The organism is Empedobacter sp. UBA7494, assembly GCF_002478465.1.
Classification (GTDB): domain Bacteria; phylum Bacteroidota; class Bacteroidia; order Flavobacteriales; family Weeksellaceae; genus Empedobacter; species Empedobacter falsenii_B.
This window is the reverse complement of record NZ_DLOC01000053.1, coordinates 1-15,040: the sequence shown is the minus strand read 5'-3', so window position 1 is coordinate 15,040 and position 15,040 is coordinate 1. Positions and strand designations below refer to the sequence as shown.

The window sequence follows — 15,040 nt, the reverse complement described above, 5'->3', positions numbered from 1 at the left end:
TAAATTTGCTTGATTAGTAGAATAAAATTAATATTTGTTACAACATGAATGCAAACGATTTATTATCAATCATAAAAAATAGACGCTCTATATTTCCTCCGCAATACAATCAAGAAGAAATTACGCGCGAAGAATTGAATCAAATTTTTGAGGCAGCAAATTGGGCACCATCTCATAAAAAAACAGAACCTTGGCGTTTTGTCGTTTTAGAAGGTCCTGCAAAAGACCGTTTCCGCGAATACGTAAAGCGTGTTTATGTGCAAGGAACGCCAACAGATCAATTGAGCGACAGAAAAATAAATGCATTAATTGAGAAATGTGATAAGTCGAATAAAATTGTATTAATCAATTTTATCAACACAGAAAAAAATCCTGAATGGGAAGAATTAGCTGCTACTTCTATGGCAGTTCAGAATATGTGGTTAATGGCAAGTGCGCTAAAGATTGGTGCATATTGGTCTTCTCCAGCAAATATTATCGCCAATGTTGATGAGTTTACAACTATGGAAGAAGGTGAAAAATGTGTTGGTGTTTTCTATATGGGAAAATTTGATGGAGAAATCCCAGAAGCTATTCGTCAACCAATCGAAGATAAAGTGAGATTTTTAGAATATTAAAAATCTTCTGAAAATAATTTGAGAAAGACTACTATTTTTTAGTGGTCTTTTTTATTAAATAGAAAATCAACTCTTTATGATTTTTGTATATTTGAATAAATACTTTAATATGAAATACATGAAATCGATTTTTAACTACTTATTAGTTGTAATCTCTATTAGTTTTTTTACATCTTGCAAAAACTCTAATCTGCCTGTTTACAACGATCCAATCCCGAAACACGAAACATTTACAATTGATTCTAAAATTCTAAATGAAAAACGAGTTATTAATGTTTGGGTTCCAATAGAATATTCGACTTCTCAGGATTCGTTATCCGTTTTGTATATGCCTGATGGCGGAACAAAAGAAGATTTTCCACATATTGCAAACACATTAGATAGTTTGATTACTTCGAAAAAAATAAAACCAGTTATTTTGGTTGGAATAGAAAATATACAACGTCGCAAAGATTTGAGTCCACCAACTGAAAATGAAGAAGATAAAAAAATAGCCGATGTTGTGGGAGGTTCTAATCAATTTAGAAACTTTGTCAAGGATGAGTTATTTCCTGAAATCACGAAAAAGTATCGCACTAAAAATAATAAAGGAATTATTGGCGAATCGTTGGCTGGATTATTTATCATGGAAACTTTTCTGAAACAACCAGAAATGTTTGATTATTATATTGCAATTGATCCTTCACTTTGGTGGAACAATCACAAAATGTTATTGAATTCAAAAAATGATTTAGCTAAATTTCCTTCAACTCCAAAAAAGTTATGGTTTGCAGGATCTGGAGCAAGTGATATTTTACCTTATACAGATGATTTGAAGAATATTTTGACGCAAGAAAAACTTCCAAATCTACAATGGAATTATTCTCCAGAACCTAAAGAAGAACATGCTACAATTTACAGAGCAACTAAAGAAAAAGCACTGATTTGGAGTATTGGTAAATAAAATTTATCTGATAAACAAAAAACCCTCACTTCAAATGAAGTGAGGGTTTTTTATGCGATTCGTTTTCCTAAAATAGTTAAACTTCTTTCTATTCCGTCTAAAATTGCAATATTGGGATAATTTCCCCAATCTTCGAAACCAAAATGTTTGAATAGTTTTAAACTTGGTTCATTATGCGAAAAAATAAAACCTAAAATCGTTTTAATTCCAAATTCTGCTGCTTTCGTAATGCTATATTCCAACACTTGTTTTCCTAAACCTTTTCCACGTTGCATAGCATCTAAATAAATGCTAATTTCTACAGTTGCATCATAAGCTGGTCTTCCATAAAAAGATTGAAAACTTACCCAACCTACAATGTCTTTCAATTCATTTTCTACAACCCAAAGTGGTCTTTTTTCAGGTGAATGTTCTTCGAACCATTTTGCTTTACTTTCAACTGAAACTGGTTCTGTATCGGCAGTTACTAATCGCGAAGCTATTGTAGAATTATAAATTTCTGTTATTTTTTCTAAATCGCTTCGTTTAGCATCTCTGTATGTTAACATCTAAATTTTTAAATTTTATTCTCTTTTTGATTTTAAAAAGGAATATTCTTTTTCATCGCCATCATATAGCCCAAATGCATTGCTTCGTGAATATTGTTGTACAAAATTGCATCTTCAATCGATTCTAACGTCATACCAAAACTTGTTTTATATGATCGATAATACGATAGTTTTTCCGAACGATAATCCTTGAACATCTGCATTGGTGTACTTTCCAACATTTCCTTCAATTCTGTCACATCTTCTTCCGTTACTTCCGTATTTCCGATTGTTCCTTTTTTATACTTCTGAATAAACTGAATATCGACCAACATCCTATTATCGGTTAAATAATAATGGATCAATTGCTGTGTTGCCAAAACGTGAGCCGCATTCCAAAACAAATTGTTTTTATAGCCAACAGGTATATAAAGTAGTTGTTTCAGAGAGTGTTGTTCAAGCTCATCAATAATCTGTTTTCTTATATTCGTCAGATAAATAATATGCTCTTCCATAGTCAGATTTAAAGTTTAAATATACATCAAATTAAGTCTATTTATCAAATTATAAAGCAAAACAATTAAAATCACGTTTTTAGATTATTTAAAGTCTTTGATTCTTCGTAATTTTGTCTCATTAAAATTAAAAGATGGCTTACACAAGAGATCAAATATATCAAGTATTAGAAGAATTAGGTATTCGCAATTGGATGCGTAACGCTCAAGTGATGGGAAATGATATTATATTGGATATTGTTTCTCCTTCGCCTGCAATGCACGAACGCAAGCGTTTGGAAATTGCGTTGAAAAATGCATTTAAAGAAAATTTACCTGAGTCAAATCTTAAACTTAACATTTCTGTTGAAGTTGAAGAAAAAAATCCGAACGAAATCAAAGGTTCTGAATTGCCAGGTGTTAAAAATATTATCGCTGTAGCATCAGGTAAAGGTGGTGTTGGTAAATCTACTGTTTCATCAAACTTAGCAATAAGTTTAGCAAACATGGGATTCAAGGTAGGTTTATTAGATGCTGATATCTACGGACCTTCTATGCCAATTATGTTCGATTGTCAAGATGCTCGTCCATATTCTGTAGAAGTTAATGGAAAAACGAAAATAAAACCAGTAGAAGCTTACGGAATTAAATTATTATCAATTGGATTCTTTGCTGATACAGATCAAGCAATTGTTTGGAGAGGACCGATGGCTGCAAAAGCATTGAATCAAATGATTCGTGATGCACATTGGGGAGAATTAGATTTCTTATTAATCGACTTACCTCCAGGAACAGGTGACATTCATTTATCTATCGTTCAACAAGTTCCAATTACAGGAGCTGTTGTAGTTTCTACGCCTCAAAATATTGCATTAGCAGATGCAAAAAAAGGAGTTGGAATGTTCCAAATGGAAGCGATTAATGTTCCAGTTTTAGGAATTGTAGAAAATATGGCGTATTTTACACCAGAAGAATTACCTAACAACAAATATTATATCTTTGGACAAAATGGTGCAAAGAACTTAGCAGAACAAATTGGTGTTCCTTTCTTAGGCGAAATTCCAATTGTACAATCTATTCGCGAAGCTGCTGACGTTGGTCGTCCAGCTGCAATGCAAGAAGATACTGTTGTAGCTAATGTTTACAAAGAAATTGCACGTAACGCAGTACAAAGTTTAGTAGAACGTAACAATACTTTGCCTCCAACAGAAGCCGTTCGTATTACAACGATGGCAGGTTGTTCGGCAAAAAATTAAAAAAAGTAAAAGATCATGACTCCAGAAGAAAAATATTCAGAAGTTGAAAAGGCCTTAACTGAAATTAGACCATTCTTAAATTCAGATGGAGGCGATATCGAATTAGTATCTGTAGAAGATAATATTGTAAAAGTTCGCCTTACAGGTGCATGTATAGCATGTTCTGTCAACCAAATGACCTTAAAGTCTGGTGTTGAAATGACCATCAAAAAATATGTTCCAGAAATAGTTTCGGTTATCAATGTTTCAGATTTTGAAACTTCAACTGAAGCAGATCAAATATCTTCCTTAAAAGAAGAAAATTAGAATATCATTAGATTCTCATAAATTAAAACGCCTTTATATCAATTTATAAAGGCGTTTTATTATTTTTGGCAAACAATTTGAATCTTAACCTCAAAACCAAAAATTCAAAATGAAAAAATATATTTTATTTTTTACTTTTATTGTCCTTTCATTTGCATTGCCTTTAAATGCTCAAAACAACTACAAAGTTGGCGAAAATCTAAAATTTAGAGTTCATTATTCTGGATTGAATGCAGGTTTTGCTTCCATTGATGTAAGAGAAGCTACATTGAATGGAAAAAGCCATTATCACATCATAGGAAAAGGAACTTCAACAGGTGCTGTGCGTGCTTTTTTTAAGGTAGATGATAATTACGAATCGTATATTGACAAAACAGATTTGAAACCTACAAAATTTGTTCGAAATATTGTAGAAGGAAGTTACAAACGTCATCAAATCTATTATTTTGATCATGCCAATAGAAAAGCAAAAGTTGAAAATAAACGAGATGGAAAAGTTACAACAGAAACGATTCCTTACGATGCGCAAGATTTACTTTCTGCTTTTTATAGCTTACGTAATGCCAATCATACCACTCTTAAAACAGGAGATTATTTGAACGAAAATATTTTTCTTGGTGATGAAACGCTTAAATTTCGATTGAAAGTTTTGGGACGTGAAACCCTAAAAACAAAATTCGGAAAAATTGCAGCAATCAAAATTCGTCCGTATGTACAATCTGGTCGTGTTTTCAAAGAATCAGAATCGGTTACAATGTGGATTTCTGACGATGATAACTTAGTTCCGCTAAAAATAAAAGCGGGTTTATTAGTTGGATCGTTAAATGCAGATCTAAATGAATATAAAAATTTAAAATATCCTATTACTTTTACGAAGTAAATTGAAAAAGCGAAGTTCGAAATCCGAATTTCGCTTTTTTTTATTTCTCCAAATATTCCAAAAAAACATCACTCGGAATTTCCATTGCACCCAAACTCGCTAAATGTTCGGTATAAACTTGACAATCGATCAATTTATATTTCTTGTGGTATTTTGCAACAAATTGTATAAAACCAGCTTTGGAAGCATTGCTCACTTTCGCAAACATACTTTCTCCACAAAAAACATCGCCCATATCAATTCCATAAAAACCACCAACCAATTCGTCGTTTTGCCAAACTTCAATACTTTTAGCGATTCCCATTTCATGTAACGTACAATATGCTTCGATCATATCATTTGTAATCCACGTTCCGTCCTGATCTTTTCTATACGCTTGCGAACAATTTGTAATCACTTCTCGAAACGCTTTATTTTCTGAATACGTAAATATTTGATCTCGAAAAACTTTCTTCATCGATTTCGAAACATGTAAATTTTCTGGAAATAAAACAAATCGATCTTGTGGAAACCACCAAATAATTGGATCTTCTTCATTAAACCAAGGAAAAATTCCTTTCTGATAAGCCAAAATTAGGCGTTCTGGCGAAAGATCTCCTCCAACAGCTATAATTCCCTCGCTATTCACTTCATCGTAATCAGGAAAGATTAAATCAGAACTTAACCAATACATATCGTTTTGTGTATAATTTATATAAAATTAAAAAAACGTGTCCAATAAAGAACACGTTTAGTATTAATTGATGTTTTTTTACTTAGAATGGTAAATCATCATCATCTCCATTAGAAAAAGTATCAACTGGAGGCGCTGGTGCAAAATTATCGTAACCTTGAGGTGCTTGTGCAGCTGCATTCGCCATATTCTCAATTCTCCACGCTTGGATTGTATTAAAATATCTTGCTACTCCTTCTGGATTAATCCACTCACGACCACGAATATTGATAGAAACTTTCACTTCATCACCAGGTTTGTAAGCATTCAACACATCAGTCTTATCTTGTGTAAGCTCAATTAAAATATCTTGTGGATATTGTTCTTGCGTTGTAACAACAAATTCTCTTTTCTTGAAACTTGCAGTAATATTTTGAGTTTCAAATACTTTCTTAATTCTTCCTGTAATTTCCATTTTTGTAAAAGCTTTGTACAAATTTAGAATGTAAAAAAAGATTAAAAAAATTTTATTTCGAAATTTTGTTAGAAAGAAAACTTGTGTATATTTGCAATCCAAATCGGTGAGATTTTAGCGGGCGTGGTGGAATTGGTAGACACGCTAGACTTAGGATCTAGTGCCGCAAGGTGTGGGAGTTCGAGTCTCCCCGCCCGTACAACAGCAAAGACTTTGAAAAATATTTCAAAGTCTTTTTTTTATGACTTATTACTTTATAATATTTTTTATAAATTTAGATAATTATTTGGTTACAAGTTGTTTGGTATGTATTCGAAAAGAAAAAGAAATTTGAAATCTGGAGGGAGAACTATCCCCATTTTTGAATTTATAGTGGTTGTAATTATCATCATTATTTTGATTTACTTCGCAGTTTTCTAAGGAAATTATTCTTCATTTTTTTAAACATTAATTTATAATTATTTAGAAGAAAAATAGAATCAAATCAAAGAATCTGTTAAGCAAAAATTTGGAGATTAGTTTGATGATGATGCTGAAGATAATGCGAAAAATTATCAGCCACAACCTTAATTGATATAGAAAATGGTTAGAATTTAGATTCTAACCATTTTTTTATGCTTCTATATCTTTATAAAATGTTTTTCTACGTTTATGGATAACCGGATCAAAGTTTTTCCATAATTGTTGCACTTTTGTATTCTCCTCTAGCAAAGGATTGGTCTCTAAAGTTTTAATTCCTCTCGCTATAAATCGATCATAAAGCTCTTTAAAAATCAAGGCGTTAACACCTTTATTTTGATAATGAGGATGAATTCCAATCAAATAAAATTCGACATGATCGTTCTTTTTTTGCGCTTGCATCAAATGCCACCAACCAAATGGGAACAATTTTCCTTTCGTTTTCTGGAAAGCTTTTGAAAATGAAGGCATCGTAATCGCAAAAGCAATCATTTTGTTGTTTTTATCTTTTACACATGAAATAAAATCGGGATGAAGAAATTTTAGATATTTCTTTTTGTAATGCTCAACCTGAAATTTTTCTATCGGAACAAAACTTTGCAATTCTGCATACGTCACATTCAACAAATCAAACATTTCGTCTACATAAGGTAACATTTCGTTAATTGTATCAAATTTATACGTATCTATTTCGTAACGTTTTTTGAGCATTTCACACAATTTATCCATTTGCTTTACCTTGCCCAAATTCGCAATATCAATAGAATATTCTAACCACTCGGCTTTTGGTTGATAACCTAATTCTTGCAAATATATTGGATAATATTCGTAATTATATAAACCGATCAAAGTGGCAACTTTATCAAATCCTTCTGTTAATAATCCAGCTTTATCCATATTCGAAAATCCCATCGGACCTTCTATATAACTCAGTTTATTATTTTTAGCAATGTTTTCAACAGTTGTTAATAAAGCTTTTAAAATGTTGATATCATCTTTAAAAACTAACCAACCAAAACGAATTTTAGTCTTTCCAATTTCTTTTACTTCGGTCCAATTAATAATCGAAACAATTCGTCCAACTACTTCTTTTCCTTTGTAAGCTAAAAAATAGTTAGCTTCAACCGTCTCAAAAATTGCATTATTTTTATCAAAACTTGCGAGTTCATCTTTCTTTAAAGAAGGCACCCAATACGGATTATCTTTATACACTTCAAAAGGTAAATCGACAAATTTCTTCATTTCACTTGGCGTATTCACCTCTCTTACTTCGATCATATGCTATTAAATTGCGTCTTACAGATTCTAATTTAGGGAGATTTTTTTAGAGAACAATTTTCTCTTCTACAGATTTTCCGTTTTTATCTTTTCCGTAAAATAAAATATAATCAAGCTTTACGGAGATTCCAGCCGTTCCTTTCTTCTGTTTTAAGAAAACACGATTCAGTGTTATCAACTTGTTATTAACAGTTGTTTGAACAATTGGATTTTTTTGAGAATCAAGCTTAAGCGTTAATTTTTGAGTTGGATAAGAAACCAATGTCAACTGAAAAACATTCTTTTCAATTTTCTTAATATCTAAACCATATGCCAATTTCTTTTGTATAGAAGTCAAGGGCTTTTTTGAACCATCTTCGGCATAAAGAATACGATAAATATCAACTGGATTATCATCATCTAAAATTCCTTTGCTCGAAAAAATAGCATCGTAAACAAACGTATTTTTATTGTCGTTGTGTTGAATGTAAAATAATCTATTTTCTGATTTTGGAGGAACAGGATAACCTTGTTGTGCATTTACAACAAAAGAAAAAAGGATAGAACAAATAATTAATAGGTTTTTCATTGATTGATATTTTTAAAAATAGAAGATAGGAATTATTTGAATGATTATCTAAATCCAAATAAAAAGTTTCGAAACTTTTACTTGTTCAATATTATTTTGATCAAGAAAATCTTGCGGAAATTTGATTAAATCTGAAATTGGAATAATTTCATCATTCTGAATAAAATTATATTTACCATGACCAGTTTGATATTTAGAACTTTTATTAGAAACTTCGTGATTGATTTCAATCATTTCATCTTCTAAATCAATAGTAATTTCTGATTCTTTTTCTACAACGAACAAAACCTTTTTATTCCTGAAAAAATAAATTTCTCGCTTAGATTCATGTAAGAGATGATTGTAAGTATTGGCAACTGGAATGGTAAAAACAAAGAATAGTATCAAAAAAATCATTCCAATAATTATGTTAGTTAAAATGAAATCTGTCACAAACAATAATTGATAAGCTATAAATAAAAAAGTAAGACAAAGAATTGCAAAAAGAATCATATTAAAAACTGAAATATAGCTTAAAAAACCAATTTTGACGCGAATAACTTCATCATTTTCGTGTTTATATTCTTTTTGAGACTCAATGATAAATAAAATAATTGGTAAAAAGATTATCAACAAAAGTAAGATGATGAAAATCGAATTTTCTGTACTCATTTTTTATTTTTTTATTTTCTCTTTGACGAATTCTACAATAATTGGAACCAAAGAAAACACAATAATTGCCATTACGACAATTTCGAAATTGTTTTTGATAAATGGAATTGTTCCAAGGAAATAGCCAGTCAATGTAATCCCGAAAACCCAAATTGTTCCTCCGATAAAATTATATTTGATAAATGTGCCATAATGCATTTTAGAAATCCCTGCAACGAAAGGTGCAAGCGTTCTTACAATCGGAACAAAACGTGCAATTACAATGGTTTTTGAACCATATTTTTTAAAGAAATCTTCGGTCTTTAGTATCGCAGAATCTTTAATAATTCGTTTACCGAAAATTTTAGCTGTGACTAATTTCGTTCCTAAGGTTTTCCCAATCGTATAATTGACTGTGTCGCCTGCAATTGCCGCGATCCAAAGTAAACCTAATACGATATAAATATTGAGTTGAGCTGGAAAAGCCGCAGCTAACATCCCTGCTGCAAATAAAAGCGAATCGCCAGGTAAAAAAGGCATGACAACCAAACCTGTTTCGATAAAGATTAAGAGAAATAAAATCAAGTAAAACCAATGTTGATAATCATTCAAAATGGTTTCTAAATATTTATCGATATGTAGAATATAATCTAAAATTTCCATGATTTAAAGGTATAAAAAACTCGACCGAAGTCGAGTTAAGTTTTTATTGTTATTCTTGTTCAACAATCTTTTTTTTGCCAAACTTTTCTTTGATAATTTCTACAAAAATTGGAAGTACAGAAGCGATTGTTATTCCTAAAATTACTTTAGAAAAATTATTTTGAACCCATTCGATATTTCCTAAAAAGTATCCAATAAGTGTTAAACCAACAACCCATAACACAGCTCCAATTACGTTATATGTAATGAAAATAGAATATCCCATTCGTCCGATTCCTGCAACGAAAGGCGCTAAAGTTCTTACAATTGGTACAAAACGTGCAATTACAATGGTTTTTGAACCGTATTTTTCGTAGAATTCGTGCGTTTTATTGATATGTTCTTCTTGGATGAAATTTTTACCAAAAATCTTAACCTTAGTTGCTTTGTAACCAACTTTCTTTCCGATGGTATAATTCAATGTATCACCGAGTATCGCGGCCACCAAAAGAATTGCAATCATAATCCACACATTCATATCATTTGTTTCTTGTGCAGCTAACATCCCTGCCGCAAACAACAATGAATCTCCAGGTAAAAAAGGCATCACAACTACACCTGTTTCCACGAAAATGATTAAAAATAAAATTGCATACAACCACAAACCATATTCATTTGCAAACTCTGCTAAATGTTGGTCGATATGCATAATAAAGTCAAAAAGACTCATAAATACTTCCATAAAAGTTGATTAAATTTCCGAAGCATTAAATGCATTTTTGATATGATTTACGCTCCAAGATTGTTGTTTTTTTAAAAGTGCTAAAATATCAAATCTTACCTCAGAAATAAAATTATTTTTCTGAATAAAATCATCTGCGGCAAGAATTAACAATTTCTTCTTCTTTGTGTTAACAGAACTTTCTGGCTCCGCAACATAATTTGAAGTACGACTCTTAACCTCTATAATAACAATCTCATTTTCAAATTGAGCAATAATATCGATTTCGGCTTTTCTGTAAAAATAATTTCGAGCCAATATTTTGTATCCATTTTGGATTAAATAATTAACAGCAAAATTTTCTGCTTCTTTTCCGAAATCGTAACTAATACTCATTCAAAAAAATTATTTTGTTCCGTACAAACGATCTCCAGCATCACCTAAACCTGGAACGATATATCCATTTTCATTCAATTTTTCATCCAAAGCAGCCAAGAAAATTGGAACTTCTGGATAAACATTTTGTACAGCTTCCACTCCTTCTGGACAACCAACTAAACAAGCTAAACGAACAGATTTTGCTCCTTTTTCTTTTAAAATTTCGATTGCTTTGATTGCAGAACCTCCTGTTGCTAACATTGGATCAACCAAAATTACATCCCGAGAATTTAAATCAGTTGGGAGTTTACACAAATATTCAACTGGTTGTAATGTATCATGATCGCGGTAAAGCCCAATATGACCAACTTTAGCGGTAGGAATTAATTGATGAATTCCTTTTACCATTCCCAATCCTGCACGTAAAATTGGAACGATAGCCATATCATTTCCTTTTAATTTGTAACCGATTGTTTTGGTAATTGGCGTTTCAACTTCTACTTCTTCAAGCTCGATGTTACGTGTAATTTCGTAACACATCAAACCTGAAATTTCGTCTACTAATTCACCAAATTCTTTCGTTGTTGTGTTTTTATCACGCATTTGCGTAATTTTTGCTTTTACCAACGGGTGAGAAATGACTGTTAAATTATCTTGTTTCATATATGTTTGTATAATGATGCAAAGTTACATTATTTGAAGTAACATTTAACTGAACTTTTGCACCCATTTTTAGCGCAACATTGTGACCTGTATGTCCTGCAGGAAATCCGAAAGCGATTGGAATATTTATTTTTTTTGTATAACTATGAATGACTTCATACGTTTTTGGATCGAATGGATGATTGTAGTTTTCAGCATTTTCTTCTTCCGTATCCATGTGCGTAAAGTTCCCTAAAATAATTGCGTTTACATGAGTAAGAATTCCGTTTCGTTTAAGATTCATCAACATTCGGTCGACTGCATACCAACTCTCAAACCAATCTTCTAAAAATAAAATCTTATCCGTAGGATTTGTAATCGCAGATTCGCTCCCTAAAAGGGAATAAACAATCGAAAGATTTCCTCCGATTAATTCTCCTTTTGCTTCGCCTAAATTATTGTAAGCATGTGATTGAATTTCGTAATTAATTTCCTTCCCAAACAATGCTTCATAAACACTTTGATAAGATGTTGGATGATATTCGGTATTTGCTAATTTCTTTGCTGTAACACCGTGTATTGTTTGAAAACCTAATCGATTAAAATGATTGTGAAAAACAGTGATATCAGAATAACCAATTATCCATTTTGGTGATTTTTTGAAATTTGTTAAATCTAATTCATCAATAATTTTCACAGAACCATAACCTCCTCTAGCACACCAAATCGCTTTAATTTCAAAATCATCCAACGCCCACTGAAAATCTTCTGTTCTCATTTCATCTGTGCCTGCATATCGATAACCAAAATCATATTCGGCATAAATATTTTTCCCTAAAACTGGAACTAATTTCCAAGATTTTATGAGCTCAATTGTTTCTTCTAATTCTCCTTTGAGCATTCGCTTTGCAGGAGCTACTATTGCTATTTTATCCCCTTCTTTTAAAAAATCAGGCTGAATCATTTTACAAATTTTCATCAAAGGTAAACACAAAAAAAAAGACGAACTATAAAAGTTCGTCTTTTTATTATTTATAAAATTTATCTTAGAAATTGTATGTTACACTTGCATTCCAAGTTCTTCCATTCCCCCAGAAGTAACCGTAGTTGTCTTTACGAGAAATGTATTGATCATTGAATAAATTGTTGATATTTCCTCTAAATTTAAGTGATTGACTGTTTGTAATTTTAAATTTATAAGACATTCCTAAATCTACCGTTGCGTATGGATCGATAGGAACATTAACATAAGTTTTTCCAGCAATTGAAGCTTTAGCAGCATCAATTAAATCAACATTTTCAAAAACACGAGCAAAATAGTTAAAGTTTGTATCAAAAGACCAAGCACGAGTAATATTTACTCTAGTTCCCATACCAAACGTAAATTGTGCTGCATTACCAACATAAGCATCTAATGATTCTTTTCTGTTTTCATAACCAGGAACTAATGCTTGTGTATCTGTATCTTGAACTTGGAAATTATAAGCTCCAGTGTATTTCCAGTCACCATAAGATGTATAACCTGTTACAGTCCAAGCATGAGATATTTTTGCTTCAAAATCTGCCTCTAAACCTTTGTGAACTTCAGATAAGTTTGTTGCAATGAAACGAACGTTAGCATGGTTATCTCCATTAGCATCGACAAAATCTTGACCAGAATAAGTCATCGATCTATTATCCCATTCTGTATAATAAGCATTAAGATTTACTCTTAATGTACGAGATTTATAACGGTAACCAGCTTCAATACTTTGTAAAATTTCGTTGTTAACTGGTAAGTCTTCTACATAATTTACAGTATTACGAACAAAAATATTATTTAAATATGGTTGACGAGAATATTTCCCAACATTAGCAAAAATACTATTTTCACTATCTATATTGAAAGAAGCTCCAGCTTTTAAGTTATATCCAATTTTAGTACGCTCCCCTGAGTAAGCTTTACCATTTTTAAATTTGATTCCTTGTGCAGCTGCTGTTTCTGCAGTATAGTTCCAGTTATCATATTTCTCATACTCTTGCCAAGATAATGCTCCTTGGAAGAAAGCAGAAAATCTTTCGTTAGAATATTCAGCTTGTCCAAAAAATCCTTGATAATTAATACGCTCTGAATTATCAAAACCTATTCTTTCTGAATGTTTAGCTTTATTAAACAATGCATTCCAAGGACTTGCACTGAATGTTTTTGTAACTTCGTATCCTGCTGGTCTACTAACATTAACATTTCTTACATCAGTACGAGCTCTAGCGCCTAATAAATTATTTAATTGTTGATAATGCTCTCCTGTATAAAAACGAATATCTGTACCTACATTAAACGTTAAACCTTTCTTTGTATCAAACGTAAGATTAGATACCGCTCCATACCAGAAATGATTATTAACTGAAGAAGCTAATACTGTACCATTTCTATACCCATCAGAAATACCATTTTTTAACGTTGCGTTATTTGCATAAATATTTCCCCAATTAATCTCTCCATTATTTGTGTAACCACCTCCTGGAGTATAACCAATTCCGTTACCAGCATTACCTACACTTCCACCAGTACCTGTTGAAGCGTAAACTACTGTAGATAACGATAAGTTTTCATTAATCGTAAAATCCCAGTTTAAATTAGCAACTGGTTTATGATAATAATTTGTACGTGCAGACATTGCCTCTCCATTGTAAAAACCATAATTAGAATTACCTTTTCTTCCAGTAATATCATAACCTGGTTTTGTTACAACACCATTTTTATCACGTTCAGACACCATTGGTTTAGAGTAATTCTGATCGTGTTGTTGTGGTGCACCAAAAATCATTAAGTTGAATGTATGACGATCATTTGGTTTAAATCCAACAGAAACAAAGTAAGATTGTCCTTTACCTTCTGTACCACGAGCAAAACTTCTGTGAGCTGACCAATTATCAAAAACAAAAGAAGCTCCCCATTTGCCTTTCATACCTGTATTATATCCTACAGTTTGTTTTTGGTAAGAATCATTTCCTGCGAAATAACGTACAAATCCTCCTTCTTTTTTATCTGTTGCTTTTGTTACTATATTTACAGTTCCTCCAATAGAAGAAATTGCTAACTTAGATGATCCTAAACCTCTTTGTGCATCAATTACAGTTGCAATATCAGAAACTGATTGCCAGTTAGACCAATATACACTTCCGTTATCCATTCCGTTCATTGGTTGACCATTCAATAAGAAAGCAGTATTTGATTGATCAAAACCACGCATATACATTTTTGCATCTCCAAAACCTGAAGCTTGGTCTGCAATATAAATAGATGGCGAATTTTTTAATAATTCTGGAAATTCAACATTTCCTACACCTTTATCCAAAATTTGCTCCCTTGTAATAACTGTAGAAGCAACTGGTGTTTTACGATTTTCTGTAACGTCGATTACACCTTTACCAATGATTAATGTTTCACTTAAAGATACATTTTCGTCTTGTTCAACCTTTGTAGAATCTGTTGGTTCAACAACTTGAGCGAAAGATAATGATGCCGTTAAGGCAAAAGCTCCTACTAATAAAAGCTTTACTGAGTTTAACCTCATCTTATGAAATAGTTT

General features: G+C 31.6%; 18 protein-coding genes and 1 tRNA gene. 6 read left to right on the top strand and 13 right to left on the bottom strand.

What is annotated here, in order from left to right; translation table 11 throughout:
* The first annotated feature begins 44 nt into the window (after positions 1 to 44).
* Positions 45 to 617 carry a nitroreductase family protein gene (locus tag B4E95_RS05670; protein WP_291090612.1) on the top strand — a complete coding sequence of 191 codons (573 nt, stop codon included), beginning with the start codon at positions 45 to 47 and terminating at the stop codon, positions 615 to 617.
* Between the two features lie 109 nt (positions 618 to 726).
* On the top strand, positions 727 to 1,560 hold the full coding sequence (locus B4E95_RS05665) for an alpha/beta hydrolase (protein ID WP_114998709.1): 834 nt from the start codon (positions 727 to 729) through the stop codon (positions 1,558 to 1,560).
* Positions 1,561 to 1,610: 50 nt separating this feature from the next.
* Here B4E95_RS05665 and B4E95_RS05660 read toward each other — a convergent pair whose 3' ends face one another.
* Positions 1,611 to 2,108, bottom strand: coding sequence for a GNAT family N-acetyltransferase (locus tag B4E95_RS05660; protein ID WP_114998707.1), 498 nt, complete (start codon positions 2,106 to 2,108; stop codon positions 1,611 to 1,613).
* A gap of 32 nt (positions 2,109 to 2,140) precedes the next feature.
* Positions 2,141 to 2,602: a DinB family protein gene (locus tag B4E95_RS05655; RefSeq protein WP_038336414.1), complete on the bottom strand. Its 462-nt coding sequence runs from the start codon at positions 2,600 to 2,602 to the stop codon at positions 2,141 to 2,143.
* A gap of 134 nt (positions 2,603 to 2,736) precedes the next feature.
* Between B4E95_RS05655 and B4E95_RS05650 the strand changes: the two genes are divergently transcribed.
* The 3 genes from B4E95_RS05650 to B4E95_RS05640 all read left to right on the top strand — a co-directional run bounded on the left by B4E95_RS05650 (position 2,737) and on the right by B4E95_RS05640 (position 5,023).
* Positions 2,737 to 3,837, top strand: coding sequence for an Mrp/NBP35 family ATP-binding protein (locus tag B4E95_RS05650; RefSeq protein WP_114998705.1), 1,101 nt, complete (start codon positions 2,737 to 2,739; stop codon positions 3,835 to 3,837).
* A gap of 15 nt (positions 3,838 to 3,852) precedes the next feature.
* Positions 3,853 to 4,143, top strand: coding sequence for a NifU family protein (locus B4E95_RS05645; protein WP_114998704.1), 291 nt, complete (start codon positions 3,853 to 3,855; stop codon positions 4,141 to 4,143).
* 109 nt (positions 4,144 to 4,252) lie between these two features.
* Positions 4,253 to 5,023 carry a DUF3108 domain-containing protein gene (locus B4E95_RS05640; RefSeq protein WP_114998702.1) on the top strand — a complete coding sequence of 257 codons (771 nt, stop codon included), beginning with the start codon at positions 4,253 to 4,255 and terminating at the stop codon, positions 5,021 to 5,023.
* 40 nt (positions 5,024 to 5,063) lie between these two features.
* Here B4E95_RS05640 and aat read toward each other — a convergent pair whose 3' ends face one another.
* Both aat and B4E95_RS05630 read right to left on the bottom strand, forming a co-directional pair.
* Positions 5,064 to 5,696: a leucyl/phenylalanyl-tRNA--protein transferase gene (aat, locus tag B4E95_RS05635; protein ID WP_114998700.1), complete on the bottom strand. Its 633-nt coding sequence runs from the start codon at positions 5,694 to 5,696 to the stop codon at positions 5,064 to 5,066.
* A gap of 82 nt (positions 5,697 to 5,778) precedes the next feature.
* The gene (locus B4E95_RS05630) at positions 5,779 to 6,150 is read right to left on the bottom strand and encodes a DUF3127 domain-containing protein (RefSeq protein ID WP_019976879.1); all 372 of its coding nucleotides are present in this window, start codon (positions 6,148 to 6,150) and stop codon (positions 5,779 to 5,781) included.
* 117 nt (positions 6,151 to 6,267) lie between these two features.
* On the opposite strand from B4E95_RS05630, the gene B4E95_RS05625 reads away from it, so the two are divergent.
* A tRNA-Leu gene (locus tag B4E95_RS05625) sits at positions 6,268 to 6,349 on the top strand.
* 413 nt (positions 6,350 to 6,762) lie between these two features.
* On the opposite strand, the gene B4E95_RS05620 is transcribed toward B4E95_RS05625, so the two are convergent.
* The 9 genes from B4E95_RS05620 to B4E95_RS05580 all read right to left on the bottom strand — a co-directional run bounded on the left by B4E95_RS05620 (position 6,763) and on the right by B4E95_RS05580 (position 15,025).
* Positions 6,763 to 7,887, bottom strand: coding sequence for a GNAT family N-acetyltransferase (locus B4E95_RS05620; RefSeq protein WP_286495690.1), 1,125 nt, complete (start codon positions 7,885 to 7,887; stop codon positions 6,763 to 6,765).
* 46 nt (positions 7,888 to 7,933) lie between these two features.
* On the bottom strand, positions 7,934 to 8,455 hold the full coding sequence (locus B4E95_RS05615) for a DUF4833 domain-containing protein (protein ID WP_291074965.1): 522 nt from the start codon (positions 8,453 to 8,455) through the stop codon (positions 7,934 to 7,936).
* Positions 8,456 to 8,503: 48 nt separating this feature from the next.
* On the bottom strand, positions 8,504 to 9,106 hold the full coding sequence (locus B4E95_RS05610) for a hypothetical protein (protein WP_114998695.1): 603 nt from the start codon (positions 9,104 to 9,106) through the stop codon (positions 8,504 to 8,506).
* 3 nt (positions 9,107 to 9,109) lie between these two features.
* Entirely contained in the window at positions 9,110 to 9,748 is a 639-nt protein-coding gene (locus B4E95_RS05605) for a VTT domain-containing protein (protein ID WP_291090609.1), read from the bottom strand.
* A gap of 49 nt (positions 9,749 to 9,797) precedes the next feature.
* Complete coding sequence (locus B4E95_RS05600) at positions 9,798 to 10,469, bottom strand: DedA family protein (protein ID WP_291090607.1); 672 nt, start codon at positions 10,467 to 10,469, stop codon at positions 9,798 to 9,800.
* A 9-nt stretch (positions 10,470 to 10,478) separates the two neighbouring features.
* On the bottom strand, positions 10,479 to 10,844 hold the full coding sequence (locus B4E95_RS05595) for a YraN family protein (RefSeq protein WP_291090605.1): 366 nt from the start codon (positions 10,842 to 10,844) through the stop codon (positions 10,479 to 10,481).
* Positions 10,845 to 10,853: 9 nt separating this feature from the next.
* Positions 10,854 to 11,489, bottom strand: a complete 636-nt coding sequence (gene upp, locus B4E95_RS05590; RefSeq protein WP_291090603.1) for a uracil phosphoribosyltransferase — start codon at positions 11,487 to 11,489, stop codon at positions 10,854 to 10,856.
* A complete protein-coding gene (locus B4E95_RS05585; RefSeq protein ID WP_291090601.1) occupies positions 11,476 to 12,432 on the bottom strand; it encodes a S66 peptidase family protein in 957 nt (318 codons plus the stop codon). The genes upp and B4E95_RS05585 overlap by 14 nt, the downstream gene beginning before the upstream one ends.
* An 82-nt stretch (positions 12,433 to 12,514) precedes the next feature.
* On the bottom strand, positions 12,515 to 15,025 hold the full coding sequence (locus B4E95_RS05580) for a TonB-dependent receptor (RefSeq protein ID WP_291067014.1): 2,511 nt from the start codon (positions 15,023 to 15,025) through the stop codon (positions 12,515 to 12,517).
* Positions 15,026 to 15,040 lie beyond the last annotated feature (15 nt).

Coding starts and splice junctions, on each gene's coding strand:
- B4E95_RS05665 (WP_114998709.1), top strand. CDS start 727: ATGAAATACATGAAATCGATTTTTAACTACTTATTAGTTGTAATCTCT.
- B4E95_RS05660 (WP_114998707.1), bottom strand. CDS start 2,108: ATGTTAACATACAGAGATGCTAAACGAAGCGATTTAGAAAAAATAACA.
- upp (WP_291090603.1), bottom strand. CDS start 11,489: ATGAAACAAGATAATTTAACAGTCATTTCTCACCCGTTGGTAAAAGCA.
- B4E95_RS05580 (WP_291067014.1), bottom strand. CDS start 15,025: ATGAGGTTAAACTCAGTAAAGCTTTTATTAGTAGGAGCTTTTGCCTTA.
- B4E95_RS05640 (WP_114998702.1), top strand. CDS start 4,253: ATGAAAAAATATATTTTATTTTTTACTTTTATTGTCCTTTCATTTGCA.
- B4E95_RS05650 (WP_114998705.1), top strand. CDS start 2,737: ATGGCTTACACAAGAGATCAAATATATCAAGTATTAGAAGAATTAGGT.
- B4E95_RS05645 (WP_114998704.1), top strand. CDS start 3,853: ATGACTCCAGAAGAAAAATATTCAGAAGTTGAAAAGGCCTTAACTGAA.
- B4E95_RS05630 (WP_019976879.1), bottom strand. CDS start 6,150: ATGGAAATTACAGGAAGAATTAAGAAAGTATTTGAAACTCAAAATATT.
- B4E95_RS05610 (WP_114998695.1), bottom strand. CDS start 9,106: ATGAGTACAGAAAATTCGATTTTCATCATCTTACTTTTGTTGATAATC.
- B4E95_RS05595 (WP_291090605.1), bottom strand. CDS start 10,844: ATGAGTATTAGTTACGATTTCGGAAAAGAAGCAGAAAATTTTGCTGTT.
- aat (WP_114998700.1), bottom strand. CDS start 5,696: ATGTATTGGTTAAGTTCTGATTTAATCTTTCCTGATTACGATGAAGTG.
- B4E95_RS05605 (WP_291090609.1), bottom strand. CDS start 9,748: ATGGAAATTTTAGATTATATTCTACATATCGATAAATATTTAGAAACC.
- B4E95_RS05655 (WP_038336414.1), bottom strand. CDS start 2,602: ATGGAAGAGCATATTATTTATCTGACGAATATAAGAAAACAGATTATT.
- B4E95_RS05620 (WP_286495690.1), bottom strand. CDS start 7,887: ATGATCGAAGTAAGAGAGGTGAATACGCCAAGTGAAATGAAGAAATTT.
- B4E95_RS05585 (WP_291090601.1), bottom strand. CDS start 12,432: ATGATTCAGCCTGATTTTTTAAAAGAAGGGGATAAAATAGCAATAGTA.
- B4E95_RS05670 (WP_291090612.1), top strand. CDS start 45: ATGAATGCAAACGATTTATTATCAATCATAAAAAATAGACGCTCTATA.
- B4E95_RS05615 (WP_291074965.1), bottom strand. CDS start 8,455: ATGAAAAACCTATTAATTATTTGTTCTATCCTTTTTTCTTTTGTTGTA.
- B4E95_RS05600 (WP_291090607.1), bottom strand. CDS start 10,469: ATGGAAGTATTTATGAGTCTTTTTGACTTTATTATGCATATCGACCAA.